General features: G+C 63.3%; 16 protein-coding genes and 1 tRNA gene. 4 read left to right on the forward strand and 13 right to left on the reverse strand.

The features are described from left to right. Positions 1 to 332 precede the first annotated feature (332 nt). Positions 333 to 415 (forward strand) — tRNA-Leu (locus ACPFL9_RS00170). A 127-nt stretch (positions 416 to 542) separates the two neighbouring features. Here ACPFL9_RS00170 and ACPFL9_RS00175 read toward each other — a convergent pair. The 9 genes from ACPFL9_RS00175 to ACPFL9_RS00215 all read right to left on the reverse strand — a co-directional run bounded on the left by ACPFL9_RS00175 (position 543) and on the right by ACPFL9_RS00215 (position 11,489). Next, positions 543 to 1,742, reverse strand: a complete 1,200-nt coding sequence (locus ACPFL9_RS00175) for a PLP-dependent aminotransferase family protein (RefSeq protein ID WP_426005041.1) — start codon at positions 1,740 to 1,742, stop codon at positions 543 to 545. Beyond that, positions 1,739 to 3,403: an ABC transporter ATP-binding protein gene (locus ACPFL9_RS00180; RefSeq protein WP_426005042.1), complete on the reverse strand. Its 1,665-nt coding sequence runs from the start codon at positions 3,401 to 3,403 to the stop codon at positions 1,739 to 1,741. The genes ACPFL9_RS00175 and ACPFL9_RS00180 overlap by 4 nt, the downstream gene beginning before the upstream one ends. A gap of 1 nt (position 3,404) precedes the next feature. Further along, positions 3,405 to 4,259, reverse strand: coding sequence for an ABC transporter permease (locus tag ACPFL9_RS00185; protein ID WP_426005044.1), 855 nt, complete (start codon positions 4,257 to 4,259; stop codon positions 3,405 to 3,407). Then, positions 4,256 to 5,209 (reverse strand): ABC transporter permease, encoded by a 954-nt coding sequence (locus tag ACPFL9_RS00190; RefSeq protein ID WP_426005045.1) that lies wholly within the window; start codon positions 5,207 to 5,209, stop codon positions 4,256 to 4,258. Before ACPFL9_RS00190 ends, ACPFL9_RS00185 begins: the two co-directional genes overlap by 4 nt. Next, the gene (locus ACPFL9_RS00195) at positions 5,206 to 6,858 is read right to left on the reverse strand and encodes an ABC transporter substrate-binding protein (protein ID WP_426005047.1); all 1,653 of its coding nucleotides are present in this window, start codon (positions 6,856 to 6,858) and stop codon (positions 5,206 to 5,208) included. Before ACPFL9_RS00195 ends, ACPFL9_RS00190 begins: the two co-directional genes overlap by 4 nt. A 40-nt stretch (positions 6,859 to 6,898) precedes the next feature. Then, positions 6,899 to 8,308: an FAD-binding oxidoreductase gene (locus ACPFL9_RS00200; RefSeq protein WP_426005049.1), complete on the reverse strand. Its 1,410-nt coding sequence runs from the start codon at positions 8,306 to 8,308 to the stop codon at positions 6,899 to 6,901. Positions 8,309 to 8,670: 362 nt separating this feature from the next. Continuing rightward, positions 8,671 to 9,369 (reverse strand): FadR/GntR family transcriptional regulator, encoded by a 699-nt coding sequence (locus tag ACPFL9_RS00205; protein ID WP_426005051.1) that lies wholly within the window; start codon positions 9,367 to 9,369, stop codon positions 8,671 to 8,673. A gap of 10 nt (positions 9,370 to 9,379) precedes the next feature. Beyond that, positions 9,380 to 10,507, reverse strand: coding sequence for an L-talarate/galactarate dehydratase (locus tag ACPFL9_RS00210; protein WP_426005053.1), 1,128 nt, complete (start codon positions 10,505 to 10,507; stop codon positions 9,380 to 9,382). A 115-nt stretch (positions 10,508 to 10,622) separates the two neighbouring features. Next, positions 10,623 to 11,489: an AraC family transcriptional regulator gene (locus tag ACPFL9_RS00215; protein ID WP_426005054.1), complete on the reverse strand. Its 867-nt coding sequence runs from the start codon at positions 11,487 to 11,489 to the stop codon at positions 10,623 to 10,625. A gap of 1,093 nt (positions 11,490 to 12,582) precedes the next feature. On the opposite strand from ACPFL9_RS00215, the gene ACPFL9_RS00220 reads away from it, so the two are divergent. Beyond that, on the forward strand, positions 12,583 to 12,972 hold the full coding sequence (locus tag ACPFL9_RS00220; RefSeq protein ID WP_426005055.1) for a hypothetical protein: 390 nt from the start codon (positions 12,583 to 12,585) through the stop codon (positions 12,970 to 12,972). 182 nt (positions 12,973 to 13,154) lie between these two features. Then, positions 13,155 to 13,367 (forward strand): DUF4177 domain-containing protein, encoded by a 213-nt coding sequence (locus ACPFL9_RS00225; protein ID WP_426005057.1) that lies wholly within the window; start codon positions 13,155 to 13,157, stop codon positions 13,365 to 13,367. Here ACPFL9_RS00225 and ACPFL9_RS00230 read toward each other — a convergent pair. Genes ACPFL9_RS00230 through ACPFL9_RS00245 form a run of 4 tightly spaced genes read right to left on the reverse strand, consistent with a single transcriptional unit; the run spans position 13,364 to position 16,211 of the window. Beyond that, positions 13,364 to 14,389, reverse strand: coding sequence for an EamA family transporter (locus tag ACPFL9_RS00230; RefSeq protein WP_426005058.1), 1,026 nt, complete (start codon positions 14,387 to 14,389; stop codon positions 13,364 to 13,366). The genes ACPFL9_RS00225 and ACPFL9_RS00230 overlap by 4 nt on opposite strands. Further along, positions 14,382 to 14,987 carry a helix-turn-helix domain-containing protein gene (locus ACPFL9_RS00235; RefSeq protein WP_426005059.1) on the reverse strand — a complete coding sequence of 202 codons (606 nt, stop codon included), beginning with the start codon at positions 14,985 to 14,987 and terminating at the stop codon, positions 14,382 to 14,384. The genes ACPFL9_RS00230 and ACPFL9_RS00235 overlap by 8 nt, the downstream gene beginning before the upstream one ends. Positions 14,988 to 15,035: 48 nt before the next feature. Then, the gene (gene arr / locus ACPFL9_RS00240) at positions 15,036 to 15,458 is read right to left on the reverse strand and encodes an NAD(+)--rifampin ADP-ribosyltransferase (protein ID WP_426005060.1); all 423 of its coding nucleotides are present in this window, start codon (positions 15,456 to 15,458) and stop codon (positions 15,036 to 15,038) included. Positions 15,459 to 15,476: 18 nt separating this feature from the next. Continuing rightward, positions 15,477 to 16,211 (reverse strand): TetR/AcrR family transcriptional regulator, encoded by a 735-nt coding sequence (locus ACPFL9_RS00245; protein ID WP_426005061.1) that lies wholly within the window; start codon positions 16,209 to 16,211, stop codon positions 15,477 to 15,479. A gap of 107 nt (positions 16,212 to 16,318) precedes the next feature. Here ACPFL9_RS00245 and ACPFL9_RS00250 point away from each other — a divergent pair, with 107 nt between their 5' ends. Further along, complete coding sequence (locus ACPFL9_RS00250) at positions 16,319 to 17,692, forward strand: flavin monoamine oxidase family protein (RefSeq protein ID WP_426005062.1); 1,374 nt, start codon at positions 16,319 to 16,321, stop codon at positions 17,690 to 17,692. Positions 17,693 to 17,713: the final 21 nt, after the last annotated feature.

Genomic DNA, 17,713 nt, shown 5'->3' on the forward strand with positions numbered 1-17,713 from the left:
TCCGTTCACCCTTCTGCGCACACAGCGAAATGAGCGCCGAACGGCCCTTCCACTTCCCGATACTACTGGGCGTGACTGGGAATGGCCTTAATCCACAACGCCTTGCGACCCGGAAAAGTTCGCTCGCGCCCCGTCCATACGGCCTTCCTGCGGGGTGAAATTTCCGCGCTGTTCAGGCGAAGTTTCGTCTGTGAAGCTTCCTTCAAAGACCTTGCCATGATGCCCTGTTTTGCTCGATTGGTGTTTTGCCCGGGGTGTCCGTTATGCTTGATCTCGCTGCTTTTGAAGGAAGCGAAGCCGGTTTCCGGTGGATCGCCTGAAAAAGAAGTTGCGCGCGAGTGGCGGAACGGCAGACGCGCTGGCTTCAGGTGCCAGTATCCGAAAGGGTGTGGGGGTTCAAATCCCCCCTCGCGCACGCAATGAAAAGAGCCCCGATCTACGGATCGGGGCTCTTTTGTTTCCCCTCGCCCCCAACTAGGTCGCATTTGTGCGCGTTTAGAGGGCCCAAAACGCGCACAAATGCGACCCAGTTGGGTGAGGGGTTAGAGGGATTGGCGCTTCAGGGCCCGTCCCAGGCGGGCAGCGGCCTCTTCCAGCTTGTCCCCGGATACATCTCCATAGGCAAGGCGGAGGTGGCGGTCGGCGTCTGTTCCTGGTCCCGAGGGGAAGAACGAGCCGCGCTGGTACTCCACGCCTTCGGCACTGGCATCGGCGGCCAACTGATCCGCGTCCACAGAGTCATCGGCCAGCCGCGGCCACAGGAACAGGCCACCCTCCGGAAGGACAGTCTCGAAAGCTCCCGGGGCTTCCCTGTGCAGCGCTTCTACCAGAGTCTCCGCACGGCTGCGGTACAGCGCGCGTGCACTCTCCAGCGTCCTATCGAAGATTCCGGGATCGGACGTGACCAGTTCGCCGATGATCGCCTGCACCAACGTGGAACTGTGCGAGTCCTGACGGCTGCGGAGCGCCACCAGATCACGGGCCAGGTGCTCCGGTGCTACAGTCCAGCCAAGCCGCAGGCCCGGCCCCAGTGTTTTGGTGAACGTATTAATGTGCAGCACGTGGCCCGAGGTGTTGAACTCCTCCACACTTTCCTGTTCGCCGGAAAAACGCAGTTCACGGTAGGGGTTGTCCGCCAGGATGACGAATCCGTAGTGCTCCGCCAGCCGCACCAGCTCCGCACGCGCCTCGCCCGGAAGCGTGCCCTGCGAGGGGTTGTGGAAGTCCGGCACTGTATAGAGCGCGGACGGACGGGCTCCCGAACGCAACAGGTCGCTGAGATGGTCAACGTCCAGGCCACGCGGGCCAACGAACACGGGCAGTGTCTGGGCATCGGAGAGCTGCAGGCCGCGGAGGAACAACGGGAAGATCGGGTTGTCCACGGCCACCAGGTCGCCGCGCTCAACTACAGCCTGAATGGCCAGCGACAGTCCATGGAAGCCGCCGTTGGTGATCAGGATCCGGTCAACGGAGACTCCCTCGCGTTCGGCGATCCACTCGCGCAGCGGAGAGATGCCTTCAGTGCGCGAATACTGGAGCGCGGGTACGCCCGGCCTGGCCAAAACCCGGGCCGTGGCTTGGGCGAGTTCCTGGGTCGGCAGGACGCCGGGGTCCGGTATGCCGCCGAGGAGTTCAATCGCGTCAGCCCGCTTGTCACGCAGGGTGGCGTCACCGAATCCCTTCGGTGCGGTGAAGGCCTCGATCAGTGCAGGCCGGCGGGTGCTTGTCAGGTTCACGGTCATGCGGTTGCCTTCGCTGGTTGTTTGGTTTCGGATACAGGCGTTGCCAAGGGAATGGCGTCCAAGAGCGCCTGGGTGTAGGGATGTTGCGGCCGCAGGAAGATGTCCTCCACAGGGCCGTCCTCCACAACATGGCCACGGCGCAGCACGGAGACGGTGTCTGCCACCTGGCGCACCAGTGCGAGGTCGTGGGAGACGAACAGGTACGTCAGGCCCAGTTCCCGTTGCAGTTTGGAGAGCAGTTCCAGGATTCCGGCTTGGACGCTCACGTCGAGGGCGGACGTCGGTTCGTCCAAGACCACGACGTCGGGACGCACCACGAGCGCGCGGGCAATGGCCACGCGCTGCCGCTGGCCACCCGACAGGTGTGCGGGCGTGCGGGATGCGACGGACTCCGGCAGGCCTACTGCGTCCAATGCTTCCCGGACACGCTGTGCCCGTTCGGCTTTGGTGCCGACGCCGAATTGGTCCAGGGGCTCCCGGATGATCCGGCCCACCCGCCAGCTGGGGTCCAGGGACGTGAACGGGTTCTGGTAGACGAGCTGGAGATGGCGCCGGATCCCGCGGACTTCCGACCGCGACCTGCCCGATGTCGACTGGCCGGCTACCGTGATATCTCCGCCATCCGGTTGTTCCAGCCCCAACAGCAGCCGGACAGCGGTGGTCTTTCCGGAACCCGATTCGCCCACCAGCGCGTGCGTGCGTCCCCGTTCCACGGAGAAGGAAACACCATCAAGGGCCACCACTTCCTTGCCGCCCGCAGTGAAGCGCTTGGTCACGGCCCGGACATCAATCTGCCGTTCGCCCGCCGACGGCGTGCTGTCCGCCGCAGTCCGGAAGCCGCCGTCGTACGTTCCTTCACGGGTGGAGCGCTGGTTCCGGTACCTGTCCGGGTGCAGCGCGGGAACGTCGGCCTGGAGGTTCCGGGCGTACTCGGTCCTTGGCCACGCAAAGATGTCCCGGGACGCCCCGCTTTCCTGGACCGAACCGTCCTTCAGCACCACCAGGGAGTCGGTGCGCTCGGCCGCGATGGCGAGGTCGTGGGTGATGAGGAGCAGACTGATGTCCAACTCGCTGCGAAGCTCGGTCAGCATGTCCAGGATCAGCTTCTGCACCGTCACGTCCAACGCGGAGGTGGGCTCGTCGGCGACGATCAGGGATGGACGTGGCAGCACCGTCAGTGCAATCAGTACGCGCTGCAGCATTCCGCCCGAGAGCTGATGCGGATAAGAGTCGTAAACCCGGGCAGGATCCGGGAGCCCCACCTGCTCCAGGACGTCCAGGATTTTCCGCCGCCGCTTTTGCGGATCGGTTTCGCCCAGCAGCGCGGCGGCCTCGTGAGCCTGCGCGCCGATGGTCCGCACGGGATTCAAGGCGGAGGCGGGATCCTGCGGGATAAACCCAAGCTCCCTTCCCCGGAGCGGGCGGAACTGCCTCTCCGGGAGGGCCAGGACGTCCCTGCCGTTCAGCTCCACTGCACCTGTGGCGGTTGAGTCGTGCGGAAGCAGCCGGAGGACGGCCTTGGCGATGGTCGACTTGCCGGAACCCGACTCACCGATGAGCGCGAGGCTCTCACCCTTGGCGAGGGAGAACGACACGTCATGAACGACGGCGGTACGGCCGTACGCGATCGACAAACCTTGCACTGTTAAAAGGGAGCTCATGTCACTTCGCCTTTCGCAGCCAGCGGCTGATGGGGTTCACGGACAACACGGTGATAACGATGACCAGCGCCGGCGCGTACACGAGCCATGGACCCGTGACGTAGGTCTTGCCGGAGGCCACCAGCAGTCCCCAATCGGAGGACGGTGGCGGGTCGCCGTAGCCGAGGAACGCCAGCGAGGCGATGACGAGGATGGACGTGCCGAACTGGAGCACCGCCAGCACCAGCACCGAGCGGTAGGCGTTGGGCAGGATGTGTCCAAGCAGGGCGTGGCGGCGGTTGCCGCCTTCCAGGTAGGACGCTTCCACATAGCTGGCGCTGCGGACGCGGATCACTTCCGCGCGCATCAGCCGGGCGAAGACGGCGACGGCGGACACTCCGGTAGCGATGGCAGCGTTGATGGTCTGGAAACCCAGGGAGCTGACGATCACCACGGCCAGGAGGAATCCCGGGATGGCCAGCAGGACATCGACGAACCGGCCCAGCACAGCATCCAGCCAGCCGCCGCGGAACCCGCTGGCAAGGCCGATGATGCTGCCTACCACCAGGCCGATGAGTACGGCCACCAGGGCGCTTGTGACCGAGGATGCCGTTCCGTAGACCACCCGGGCGTATTGGTCGCGGCCGAGGTAGTCGGTTCCGAACCAGTGTGCGGCGCTGGGCGCGGCCAGTTTGCTGGCGGTATCGCCGGTAACCGGGCTGTAGTGCGTGAAAAGCCCGGGAGCGAGCGACCAGAGGATCACGATGAGCACCACGGTGAAAGACAGGAGCACTGTGACGGGCGGCAGGCCCGCGAAGAGCCGCTTGGGTGGAGCCACCGGTCCGGCGAGTTCGGGGTTGCTGAGGATGGCAGTCATGCGCCCACCTTTTCCTGGAGTTTGACGCGGGGGTCGAGCAGCGGCGAGGCGAGGTCGGCCAGGAGGTTCACGCCGACGAACACCACTGCGGAGAGGGAGACCACGGCCTGCAGGACGGGCTGGTCCTCACCCGTCACGGCGCTCTGGACGACCGTGCCGATTCCGTCGCGTCCGAAGATGGTCTCGGTGATGACCGACCCACCCAGCAGCTCGCCAACGATGAGGGCGATCATGGCCACCGACGGCAGGGCTGAAGGCTTCACCAGGTGCTTCGCGAACAGCCTCGCCTCGGTCAGCCCCCGTGACCGTGCCACCAGCGCGTATTCCTGCCGGGATTCATGATCCAGGCTGGCGATCAGCACTTCGGCCAAGGGTGCCGACACCGGAATAGCCAATGTGATGGCAGCGAACAACGTCGCCACGGCGCTGTTGGGGTCGGTAGTAGTGAAGGTATGCAGCCGGAACGCGAACAGCTCGATCAGCACCAGGCCGATCACGAAGTTGGGCACCGACAGGAACAGCGATGGGATGGAACGCACGACGGCGGCTGCCCGGCTTGGGAGGTACTGCGCACCGTAGGCGATCCCCACCGCGAAGACAACGGCGATGACGAGTGCCGTGGAAGCCAGCGTCAGCGTTGACGGCAGCGCGTCACCCACCAGCTGAGCCACGGGCAGGTTGGACTGCAGGGAGAAGCCCAGCTCACCGGTGAGGAAGCGGCCAAGGGAGAGCAACAGCTGGACGATCACAGGTTCGTCCAGGCCGTAGTACGACACAATCCTTTGGATGTCTTCTTCACTGAGGCCGCGCTGCGGGTCACGCAGCGTGTTGGTGATGGCGTCGCCCGGGAGCACGCTGATCACCAGGAACGTCACTCCGTAAGCGAGCAGGATGACGATGGCCGCCTGTCCCGCCCTGACCACAGCGAAACGCTTGTACCCGGAGGTCACTTTGCTATCCAGGCGGTGTAGAAGTTGGCGTAGGCAAGGCCGTTGTAGTGGACGTCCTGGACCTTGGGGCTGATGAGGTAGAGGCGCTGGACCAGCTGGTTAAGGGGAACGAAATAGCCCTGCTCCAGCACGTACTTCTGCAGTTCGTCGGCAACCTTTTCACGGGAAGCGCGGTCCGAGGCAGTGGCGATCGCCGTCGAGAGGTCGTTCAGCTTTTGGTCGCTGGTTCCGACGCTGAACCAGTCCTCGCCCTTGTTCTGGCTGGTCAGGACACCGGCGACCGTTCCGACGTCGACGAAGCTGCGGGAGGTCTGGAACAGCGGCGGCTTGCTGGCCTGGACAGCTGCGTAGCCCGCAACATCGACCACCTTGAGGTTGACCTTGATGCCGACGTTCTTCAGCTGTTGGGCGATGAGCTCGTCCTCGGCCTTGGTGGAGGGGACGTAGGGGTTCGGTGTCAGGGTGAACTCGAGGGTCTTGCCGTCCTTGGTGCGGTAGCCATCGGAGCCCTTGACCCAGCCGGCGTCGTCCAGCACCTTGTTGGCCTTCCCGGGATCGAACGCGAAGGAGTCGCTGAACTCGCCCGCTTCGGGGACGTTGCCCTGGATGAAGGTGGTGGCAGCGTTCCAGTCGTCGGTGTAGACGGTCTTGCGGATTTCTTCACGGTCGATGCCGTGCTGGATGGCTTGGCGGACGGCGAGCTCGTTGGTGGGGAATGCCGTGGTGTTGACTTGGAAGCCGTCGACGAAGCCAAGGTAGCGCGGCGTGCCAACGGTAAAACCCTGGGCCTTCAGGGACTCGATTTCCTGGGGTTCCACGTTGAAGGCCACGTCCGCCTGGCCGGACACCACGGTGGATGTACGGACCGAGGTGTCCTTGATGACCTTGTACGTAATGGTGTCCAAGCGGGCCGGACCCGTGTGTCCGAGTGCCGCCGGGCCCCAGTTGTAGTCCTTCCGCTTCTCCAGGACGTAGCTGTCGCCCTGCTTCCAGGACTTGACCACAAAGGGACCGCTGCCAATTTCCTGGCTGAGGTCTGCTTGCGCTTCAACCGGCAATGCCAAGGTCTTCGGGGAAAGCAGGATGCAGCCGTGGTACGCCAGGGTGGCGATGAAGCCCAGGGCCGGCGAGGAGAAAGCAACCTTGACCGTCCTGGGATCCACGGCCTCCGCAGAGAGGAAGTTGGTGGAGGGGAACAGTCCAACCTTGCTGATACCGCGCTCTGCATCGCCCTTGGCCCAGGCATTGAGGTTGGCCACCACGGCGGCCGCGTCCAGCGGGCTTCCGTCGGAGAAGGTCACGCCCTCCTTCAAGTGCAGGACGAAGTCCTTGGCACCGTTGAGCTCTTCCCACTTCTCGGCAACCCACGGGCTGAGCTCGCCCTTCTCGTTGACGTACACCAGCTTGTCGGTGATTTGGCCCCAAAGGTTGCCCTCGTAGCTTGAGATCGCGGTCTTGCTGGGAACCCAGCCGGTGTCGTAGCCCTGGATCAGGAAGGTGATGTTTCCGCCCTCTACCGGGCTTCCTCCGGTAGGGCCGGTGCTGGCGGTAGGTCCGCCGCAAGCGGTGACCAGTGCGGAGGTGGACAGGGCGCCGAGGCCTGCGAGGAACGCGCGCCTGCGGAATTCGGGGGTGCCAATGATGTTCATGAGGGGTCTCCTTGATGCTGTTGGGATTGCGCGGCCGGGCCTAGATGGCTTTGCCGGGGTTAAGCAGGTGGGCGGGGTCCACGGCTGCTTTGATGGCGTGCTGCAATGCACGGCTGCGCTCGGAGAGTTCCAAGGCAGCCCATTCCTTCTTGATGGTTCCCACGCCGTGCTCACCGGTGACGGTGCCGCCCAGGGACAGGGCAACCTTCACCAGTTCAGTGGCAGCTTCCTGCAACGGGGCAGGCGGGGTGGGACCGTCGTCGGGCATTTTGTCCAGGGTGATCAGGGGGTGGAGGTTGCCGTCGCCGGCGTGTGAGACGGCCGAGATGGTGACGCCAAACCGGGCTTCCAAGGCTGGGAATGCAGCGTAAACCTCGGCCAGGCGCGACTTGGGTACCGCGATGTCCTCACCGATGTACCACTTGTCCTGCGGGAGTCCACGGCCGCTGCGGCGCAGCTCCCAAAGCCGCACGCCGTCGTCGTCCGCTTCCACGGTGACCCGGCCACCCACCGCACTGAGGGCGGTGGCGAGGTCCGCGGCCTGGTCGCCGATGCCATAGCCGTCGAGCTCGATCAGGATCAAGGCGGCGCCCCGGCTGCGGAGGGCTGTGCCGGAGTGGGCGTCGATGTTTGCCAGGCTGGGCGTGTCAAAGAATTCAATGGCCGCAGGGCGCACGGGCGAGCGGGTGATGGCTGCCAGGCCGCCGGTGCCTTCAGCGGTGCTGTCGAAGAAGGCGCTGACGGTCTTGCGGGCTACCGGGATGGGACGGAGGCGCACCGTGGCTTGGGTGACGATACCCAGGATGCCTTCGGAACCGACAAACAACGACGTCAGATCAAGACCGGTGACGCCCTTGATGGAGCGGTGGCCGACCGTGATGAGGCTGCCGTCGGCGAGTACGACGTCGAGGGACAGGATCGATTCGCGCGTCACCCCGTACTTGGCGCAGCGCAGCCCGCCTGCGTTGGTGGCGATATTGCCGCCGATGGAGGAAATGTCGAAACTCGCGGGATCCGGGGCATAGAAAAGGCCGAAGGGCTCGAGGTGTTTGTTCAGATCAGCATTGATGACGCCGGGCTCTACGACTGCCACTTCGTCCAAGGGAGAAACTTCGATGATGCGGCTGAGTTTTTCCGTGGAAATAACCACCTGGTTCCCGGTAGCCGCAGCACCGCCCGAAAGGCCTGTGCCGGCACCCCGCGGAACCACGGTGACACCGAGGTCCCCGGCAAGCTTCACGGCTTGCCGGACTTCGGTCGCCGATGCTGGAAGCACGACGGCGGGACCTTGCGTTTGCGCTGCAGTGGCAGCCTTGGCGGTGGCTGCGTCGTGGCTGTACCGGGTAGTTTCAGCGCCCGGTTCGAGGACAGCTATTTCCGGGGACAGCTCAGTGAGCTTCCGGAGGTATGCCTGTATGGCCGGTGCTTCCGTGATCTGCTGGGTTGTCATGCCGGGATCTCTCCTCCTGGGGCGCACACATGACGGAATGGCGCAGCGTGCAGCCCGGATTCTTTTTGATGGATATCCCGGCCGCGAAATGACTGGGAGTCAGTCATAAAAAATTATCGGTCCTCGGAATCCGGGCGCCACTTAAAGGAAATGTCGATCAATAGTTCTCAACGGAGCGACGCGGTGATTCCCATTTCGTTAAATGGCGTCATTGCACGACGAAATATGTCGGCGGGGGGCGGAGTAATTCGTCATGTGACGCCCTCCCGCCGCCCCTACCCAACTGGGTCGCATTTGTGCGCGTTTTCAGCGCTCAAAACGTGCTTAACTGCGACCTAGTTGGGTAGGTGAGGGGTTAGAGGTTAGCTGCGTGCGGAAGCCTTGAACCGGCGTCTTGAGTTGGCCAGGTGAAGGCGCATGGCGGCAGCGGCAGCGGCTGGGTCGCGCTCGGCGATGGCTGCGTAGATGGAGGCGTGCTCATGGACCACTTGGGCGAAACGGTCGGGGGAGTCCGGTTCTTCGCTGGAGAGCAGTCGGGGTCGCGGCATGGTGATCATCGTTTGTCCCAAAGCCGTGATGCAATCCGTGTAAAAGGGGTTGCCCGAGGCTGCGGCTATTGCGCGGTGGAACTCGTAGTCGGCCTTCATGGCGTGCGCAGGGTGGCCGGAGCTGGCGGTGAATAGTTCCAGGGCACCGTGGACAGCCTTCAACTGGCGGTCCGAGTGGTGCTGCGCCGCCAGGGCTGCCGCTTCCGCTTCGACACCGATGCGGAAGTCCAGCATGTTCAGGCGGTCTTCAGCGGTGGAGACCTGCCGGGTGCCGGGCGCCTGGGTGGGGCCGTCGGCGGGCGGGGTCAGCGCGAAGCTGCCCCGCCCGCGTTCGGTTTCCACCAGTCCCTCGGCCTGCAGGCGGGTGAGTGCGGAGCGGACAACGGTCCGGCTCACGCCAAACTCGCTGATGAGGGTGTTTTCGCTGGGGAGCTTCTCACCTGGCTGGATGACGCCGTCGACGATCCGGTTGCGAAGGTCGGCGGCGAGGTCCGCGGTCAGGTTTCGGCTCATGCGTTCAAGGTTACGCGCCGAACTCCACGGACTCGGTGGTCCAGGCGCGGGCCTGTTCGGACAAGGTGACGCCCAAACCGGGGCGGTCCGGAACGATCATGCGGCCGTTCTTGGTTTCCAGCCGTTCCTCGAAGAGCGGGTCCAGCCAGTCGAAGTGCTCCACCCAGGGTTCAGTGGGGTAGGCGGCGGCGAGGTGGAGGTGGATTTCCATGGCGAAATGCGGGGCCAGGCCAAGGCCTCTTTCATCCGCCAACGCGGCGAGCCGCAGGAACTGGGTGATGCCGCCGACCCGTGGGGCGTCCGGCTGGATGATGTCGCAGCCATGCGCGCTGATGAGGCCCTTGTGCTCCGCGACCGAAGCCAGCATCTCACCCGTGGCGATGGGGGTGTCCAGGACCTGTGCGAGGTGCGCGTGGCCCTCGAAATCGTAAGCGTCCAGGGGTTCTTCGATCCAGATGAGATTGAACTCCTCGAACTGGCGGCCCATCCGCAGGGCGGTGGCGCGGTCCCACTGTTGGTTGGCATCCACCATGAGCGGGACGTCCCATCCGATGTGCTCCCGGATTCCGGCAACGCGGCGGAGGTCTTCCTTGGAATCGGGCAGTCCAACTTTGATCTTGATGCCGCCGATGCCATCTTCAATGGATTGCGTAGCCCTTGCCTTGACTTCGTCCAAGGTGGCGTTGAGGAAGCCGCCGGAGGTGTTGTACGTCTGGACCGAGTCGCGGTACGAGCCAAGGAGCTTGGCCAGGGGAAGACCGGCACGCTTGGCCTTGAGGTCGTAGAGCGCGATGTCGATCGCTGCCAGCGCCTGTGTTGCCACCCCTGACCTTCCGACTGACGCGCCGGCCCAGAGGAGCTTGGTATAGATCCTGCCGATGTCGTTGGGGTCCTCGCCGATGATGCCCTCCGCGACTTCCTTGGCGTGGGCGTACTGGGCGGGGCCTCCGGCCCGCTTGGAATAGCTGAAGCCAACGCCGCTGTGACCCTGTTCAGTGGTGATCTCCGCGAACAGGAACACGACCTCGGTCATGGGCTTCTGACGGCCCGTGAAGACTTTGGCGTCGCTGATGGGCACGCTGAGGGGTAGCCGGGCGGTGGACAGTTTGACGTGCCGGATGAGATCTACGGGGCTCACTGGGTCTCCTAAGTGGGTGTGATACTTAGGATACAAGTTTGGTACTTATGCTACAAGAGATAACTTTTCGGAGGAGCCCGCCGGATGGCCACTGACCTGGCGGCGGGCTGATCCGTCAGCCGCGTTCCACCGGTAGCCAGAGTTCACAGCTCGCTGTCCGGAAGTCGGCCGCGCGATCGAGAACTGCCACAATCGCTGGGCCCGGGCGGAGCCGCCACGGGTTGGAGGGGAACCAATCGGTGGCAGTGGAGGCCCACGTGGACTGAAGAACCTCCGGGTAGGCCCCTTCGGCGTGGAACACCGCCCACGTGCCGGCGGGGACCTCAACCGTGTCGAGCCCTTCGGGCACCGGTGTTGTTTCGGTGACCGCGACGCCATGAAGGTAGGTCAGCTCGCTGCCCTCCGTATAGTCAGGGTCGACGTCGGCACTCACCTGGAGCAGGCCAGCGGGGTTGGTGTTGCTCAATTCCTTGAGCCGTGCGTGCTCTGATACCGGGAGTGAGGCGATGTGTGCCTGGATGTGCGGGTTTGGGCCGCTGTGTATCAGTGGGACACGTGCCGAATGACCGATGAGTTTGAATGCCGGCCGGTCTGCGATGCGAGTGTCCATTGTGGTGTTCCCTTCTACGGTCAGGCGGAACCTGAGCTGCGGTTGTGTGCGAAGGGGTCCGCCGTTTCGGCGCACGTCGCTCGGACCGACGCCGTGCACTGACCGGAATGCCCGGCTGAAAGCCTCGGTGGAGCCGTAGCCATACCGCACCGCAATAGCCAGCAGGTCACCCGTTCCGAGAACGTCCGTTGCAGCCACCGTCATTCGGCGCCTGCGGACGTACTCGGAAAGCGGCATGCCGGCCAGCGATGAGAACATCCGACGGAGGTGGTACTCCGTCATGCCGAGACTGATCGCCAAGTCATCAACATTGATCTCCTCAGTGAGGTGGCCATCGATAAAGTCGACGAGTTGGTTTAGCGCTGAGATCACGGTTCTCCCTTCGACTACAAGCCTGCTCGTCCGGTTCACCCCGAACCCTACTATTGCGGTCCGATTCGATCGTCGCCCATCCTGCAGAGCACACCAGGGCGCACCTCCCGGGGCGCTTTTGCATTTGTGCGTTGACGCTGGGAGGTAAATGGCACACTTCTGGCGGCACCATTGCCACCCGGACGGCGCGCACGCGAAGCGGTAAGTGTCGGGCCACATGCACGCGCTGGAATATAGGCCATGTGGACGGCAATGGAGTGCGCCGGGCTAGCCGATGGCTCGTCACCTTGAGACGGATTCCCTCATCTAAGGGACCATCTTCACCGTGCCTCCAATGGTGAGCACTGCCGAACCAGCTCGTCCGGCGATGAGGACTCGGAATGAGAGCTGATCGCCATAGGTAACCGTTTCATAGTTTCTTACATTGCTCATAGTGCCGTGGAAATAATAGTTCGCAGGAACTGTGTGGGGTGCATTCTTCCCTTGACGAACCCCCGCTTTGTACCAAACAAGGCCTGATTCACTGACATTGCTTGTTATTTTACCCGAAGTAAGGAGGAGATCTGGTAACTCCAGTTAGCATTATTGTAGGGGCAATTATTCCGGATCTGGAAAGCGCCGTTAGTATCCGAGAAACGGTAGTTCCCAATTTTGCAGCTGATATTCTGATTGACCGCTGGACCGTGTACCAGCGGAGGTGCAACGTAGCTCATGGGCTGTATCAAAGGCTTGTCGCCCAGTGAGGTCTTTACATCGCGGGCGGATTCCTTGGATAAGGGTATATCGAACACAATCTATAGTGTTGAATCGGCAGCTGGAGTGGGGTCATTTATGACGAATACTTGGGAGTCTTGCGTGGTGTCGGCTTGGGCGACGGGAGTAACTCCTAGAAGCGACAAGCCAAGCGCTGTAAAAATGCCTATGATTGCTTGCCTGAATTTGATGCCAGGATGGCGCATATCTCCCCCATAGATTGAACATTGATCCCGGTGTTCTGTCACGTCGAACTAGCGGCCGCGGTCAGGGGTAACGTAGCAGATGAAGAGGCTCGAGCAGCGGAGGCGGGCACATAGCGGTAGTGAGAGAGGCCTTCATGAGAGTAGAGATCGTAGAGATCATCCGTCAGGTGTTGCGGGATGTGAGTTCCGCCGGGCTTGAAGAACCACGCATCGAAGAGAGCGACTGGGACGACGACCCGCGGATGCTCTCGGCGATGATTTACAGTACGCGAGATTCCACAGGTCAGGGTGTGTCGGTCAAAGAGGACCTACCACAGGCCGAGCAGCTTGTATCAGTGGCGGACCAGGTCCAAGAATGGGTTATCGAAGAGAACAGCCCCACTAACAGTAATTGGCCTTGTTGCCCTTGGCATCCCAACAATCACCCTTTGGCCGCCCAACTGATCGATGATCAAGGTTTTTGGGCCTGCCCCGTACTAAACACCCCTGTAGCCCTGATAGGTGAGCTCAGCGTAAAGGACTGAACGGATAGGCCTGTCTTGCGCTGGCCTTCTCGCTACCGCTTTTCCGCTCACCGCATTGAGACGGTCTCACTGTCACGTTCCTCACCCATCGCCACCGCCGGTAGAATCCGACAACGCGTGCCGCACCCCACGGATCCATTAGCATTGCGTTCAATTGATCACCAACCGAAGGGATTTCACTCATGCAGCAGTATGTCGTTCTCCAGGTGATCCTGAAAGAAAAGCTGATGGGAGCCGGATCGGGCAATTTGCCGTCCCTCGAGAAAGCCATCAACGACCAAGCTGCCAAAGGCTATCGCCTGCACACCATCACCACCGCGAGCAGCGGCAGCAAAGGGATGATTGGTGGAGGCGACCGGATTCAAGCGACGATGGTGTTCGAACGCCTCAACTAGCTTTCAACGCGTCCGTCTTCGTTCCTCACGCCGCCCGGCGTCCTCACGACGCCCGGCGTCGCCACGCCGCCCGGCGTCGCCACGCCGCCCGGCGTCGCCACGCCGCCCGGCGTCGCCACGCCGCCCGGCGTCGCCGGCACGTCCGTCGTCACCACCGGCTTGGCAGACCGCCTGCCACCCTGCTGCGCCGCCGTCCCCGCCACTACAACCAGGGCGATCCCGAGAACCTGCATCAGCGTCGGCGCCTGCGCGAGCACCAGCAACCCGATCAGCACACCGAAGGCAGGTTCAATCGACAGCAGAGTGCCAAAGGCCGTATGGGTCATGCGTCTCAAGGCAAGCATCTCCAGGCCAAACGCGATCACGGGGGTAATCAGCGCGATTCCCGCGGCAACCGGCAGCACCCACCATTCAAGCGACCCACCCAATACCTGCGGCAAGCCAACGGGCAGGGTGGCCAAGGCGGCAACGGGGATGGTGAGCGACAGCCCGCTGATCCCCGAGAAGCGGTCGCCCACATGCTGGGTGAGCACGTTATACAAACCCCAGCACGCGCCTGCGGCCAGGGCGAAGCCCACACCAACCAGGTCGATGGTGCCGTGCCACGGCTCCGTCAGCAGAACCACTCCGATCAGTGCGAGCAATGGCCACACCAGCGCCTTCCGGCGATGACTCATGATGCCGGCTACCGTGAGGGGTCCGAGGAATTCAATGGCGACGGCGGTGCCCAGCGGGATGCGCTCGACGGCGGCAAGGAAGAAAGCGGTCATGAAACCCGTGACCACTCCAAGGGCTGTCAGCGCCGGAAGATCGCGTCGGCGTATGGAACGAATGGCCGGCCGGCTGATCATCCACAGGAACACAACGCCGAAGCACATGCGGACCCAAGCGGTACCCGCAGGTCCCACCTGGCCGATGACTGATACCGACAGGGCGTTGGCCAGCTGAATGGTCAGCATTGCTGCGACGGCCATCGACCAGGGCGGAGCTGCCGTGAGAGTACTGGTCAGGGCGCTACGCATTGGTGTTCTCCGCGCGATGTCCGGCTCCAACGCCCGGTTCAAAGACTGCCAACGTAAAGCGGGTGGGCAACGCAAAGGGATTCACATAGGAGTGGGGAACATCGCTTCGGAACGTCAACGCATCGCCGGTGTTGAGCTCGTGGCCCTCTGATTCGATCAGCACCGTGAGGGAGCCCTCCAGTACCTGCAGCAGCTCGCGGGTGCCGTCAGAGTGCGCCTCACTTTCATGCCGCTCGCCGGGGGCAAGCGTCCAGTCCCAAAGCTCGACGACGTCGGGAGACTCAGTGCCCGCGACCAGGATGCCGCGGCCTCCCGAGGGCCCGGTCCACAGCACGGCACCCTCGCCTGCGCGGACCACCTTCACCGCCCGTAATGCCGGAGGTTCGACCAAGGCCGGCAATCCCACCCCCAGCGCATCGCTGAGGCGCAGCAGTGTTCCGATGCTTGGATTCACGCCGCCCTGCTCGACATTTACCAGCATCCGGCGGCTGACGCCTGCCAGTTCAGCCAGCTGGTCGAGTGTCCAGCCGCGGCCCTTGCGTTCCTGGTTCACCCGCATGCCGATGGCACGTGACAGCGATTCCGCACTTCGATCCATAGAGTGCAGCATACTGCACTAACTTGGCATTATGAATCCAAGCACCTGCTAGTTGATAATCTCCCCGCGGTCATCTGCGAGGAGCGCATTCAGGCGCTCCCGCCACATATCCAGCGCTTCGGGTGTCAGCCGTGCCCAGTCGTTGACCTCCTCAACCACCCTGAGCGGAGAAGTGCTGCGGTACGAGCGCGTGGGGTTCCCGGGAAACTTCTTGTCCGTAACGTTCGGATCGTTCTCGAACGGCCCGGTCGGCTCAACGAGGTAGACGTGCGGCGTCCCGTTGCCGGAGGCAAGCTCGACGGCGAGCTCCGCCGCCAGTCCTGCACCGTCGCGCAACGCTGTGAAGTAGATGTGGTTCATAACGACGTCGGGCCGGTAGTTGGAGCGATAGCCCGGCGAGAGGATGTCACCCACCTGAACTTCAGCTTTCGTACCGTGATAGAAGGGACCTTCATCCAGCGGTTCAGTCATGGACCTAGCCTAGGCAAATCAGGCCCGCATCGCCCCGAATCCCGCGATGAGCGCTTCCAGCCCCAGGCTGAACGCCGCATCCGTGGGGCGCTCGTGGCCTGCCAGGGACAAGCGGTCCACGGCGGAGGTGAAGTTGGGGACGTCTTCGGCGAGGTTGCCGGCGTCGAAGATGTCCTCCGGTGCGGTGACGTCGTAAGCGGCGCCGAACACGAAGGCCTCCAACGCAACGATCGCGGAGATGATGCGTTCTTCGGGGAATCCGGCATCCCGGAACCCGGCTGTTACGGCCTCGTACATCGCCAGGGTTTTGGGGGCGTTGGCAACGGGGAGCACGGCGATGATCGGAATCAGGGGAGTGTGCTCGGAGAAGACGTCGCGGTAGGACCAGGCCCAACGACGCACGGCAGCTTCCCACGGCTCCTTGCCGAAGGCGGACACATCCACCATGGCCGCGAGGTGATCCTCGAGCAGCACCAGCACGTCGTCCTTGGAGGAGACGTGGTTATACAGCGCAGACGGTGCAACGCCCAGTGAGCGGGCCAGTGCCGCCATGGTGAGTCCGTCGTAACCCTTGCTGCTGATCAACTCGAGTGCCGCCGTCGTAATTCCGTGCTGGTCCAGGATCCGCGCAACCGGGCGACCGGCACGACGGCGGGACTTGCCGGCGGCGGGGGCTGAGCCAACAGCCGCGGGTGCGGCCTCGGGTGTGGGTGCGGGCATCGGGAGCCTTTCTGCTGCCAGTATCCCCTGCATTATTCCATCGGGGCTTCACAGGTGCCGATTCCCGGGCTACCATGGAGATAAATGAATGACATTCATTTATTGGTCAGTCACCAACGGACGGCCACGGAGAGGACATCATGCAGAATCTTGATCGCGACGTTGTGATCGTCGGTGCCGGACCGTCAGGGCTGACGGCGGCACGCGAATTGAAGAAGGCCGGACTCAGCGTCGCAGTGCTCGAAGCGCGCGACCGCGTGGGCGGCCGCACCTGGACCGACACCATCGACGGCGCCATGCTAGAGATCGGCGGCCAGTGGGTTTCCCCTGACCAGACGGCCCTTATGGAGCTGCTGGACGAACTCGGCCTGAAAATGTACTCCCGCTACCGCGATGGCGAATCCGTCTATATTGGCGCAGACGGCAAGCGCGTCCAGTACACCGGGGACACTTTCCCGGTCAACGAGACCACCAAGGCCGAAATGGACAAGCTCGTTGCCATCCTGGATGAGCTCGCCGCGGAGATCGGCCCCACCGAACCCTGGGCACACCCCAAGGCCAGGGAGCTGGACACCATCTCCTTCCACCACTGGCTCCGCCAGAACTCCAACGACGAGGAAGCCTGCAACAACATCGGCCTCTTCATCGCAGGCGGCATGCTCACCAAACCCGCCCATGCCTTCTCTGCCCTGCAGGCGATCCTCATGGCTGCCTCGGCCGGTTCCTTCACGCACCTGACGGATGAGGACTTCATCCTGGACAAGCGCGTGATCGGCGGCATGCAGCAGGTTTCGCTGCTGCAGGCAGCGGAGCTGGGTTCCGACGTCGTCCTTAACAGCCCGGTGCGAAGCATCAACTGGGAAGACAACAACGTCACGGTCGTCTCCGACGGCGCGACGGTCAACGCCCGCTACGTGATCATGGCCGTTCCGCCGAACCTCTACTCCCGGGTCTCCTTCAATCCGCCGCTGCCGCGGCGACAGCACCAGATGCACCAGCACCAGTCCCTGGGCCTGGTCATCAAGGTGCACGCCGTCTACGAGACGCCCTTCTGGCGCGAAGAGGGACTGTCCGGCACGGGATTCAGCGCCGGTGCGCTGGTCCAGGAGGTCTACGACAACACCAACCATGGCGACACCCGCGGAACCCTGGTGGGCTTCGTCTCCGACGAAAAGGCCGACGCCGTCTTCGAGCTCAGCGCCGAGGACCGCAAGCAGGCCATCCTGGAATCCATCGCCGGCTTCCTTGGGGACAAGGCCCTGACCCCCGAGGTCTACTACGAGTCCGACTGGGGCTCGGAGGAATGGACCCGCGGCGCATACGCGTCCAGTTATGACCTTGGCGGCCTGCACCGCTACGGCAAGGACCAGCACGCGAACGTCGGCCCGATCTACTGGTCCTCGTCCGACCTCGCCGCCGAAGGCTACCAGCACGTGGATGGCGCGGTCCGCATGGGCCAGGCGACCGCCGCTCGGATCGTCGAAGCCAACAAGCTGGCTTCGGTCGCGGTCTAGCCGCAGAATCAAGCAACCGGC

It is taken from the genome of Paenarthrobacter sp. NyZ202 (genome assembly GCF_049860755.1).
Taxonomy (GTDB): domain Bacteria; phylum Actinomycetota; class Actinomycetes; order Actinomycetales; family Micrococcaceae; genus Arthrobacter.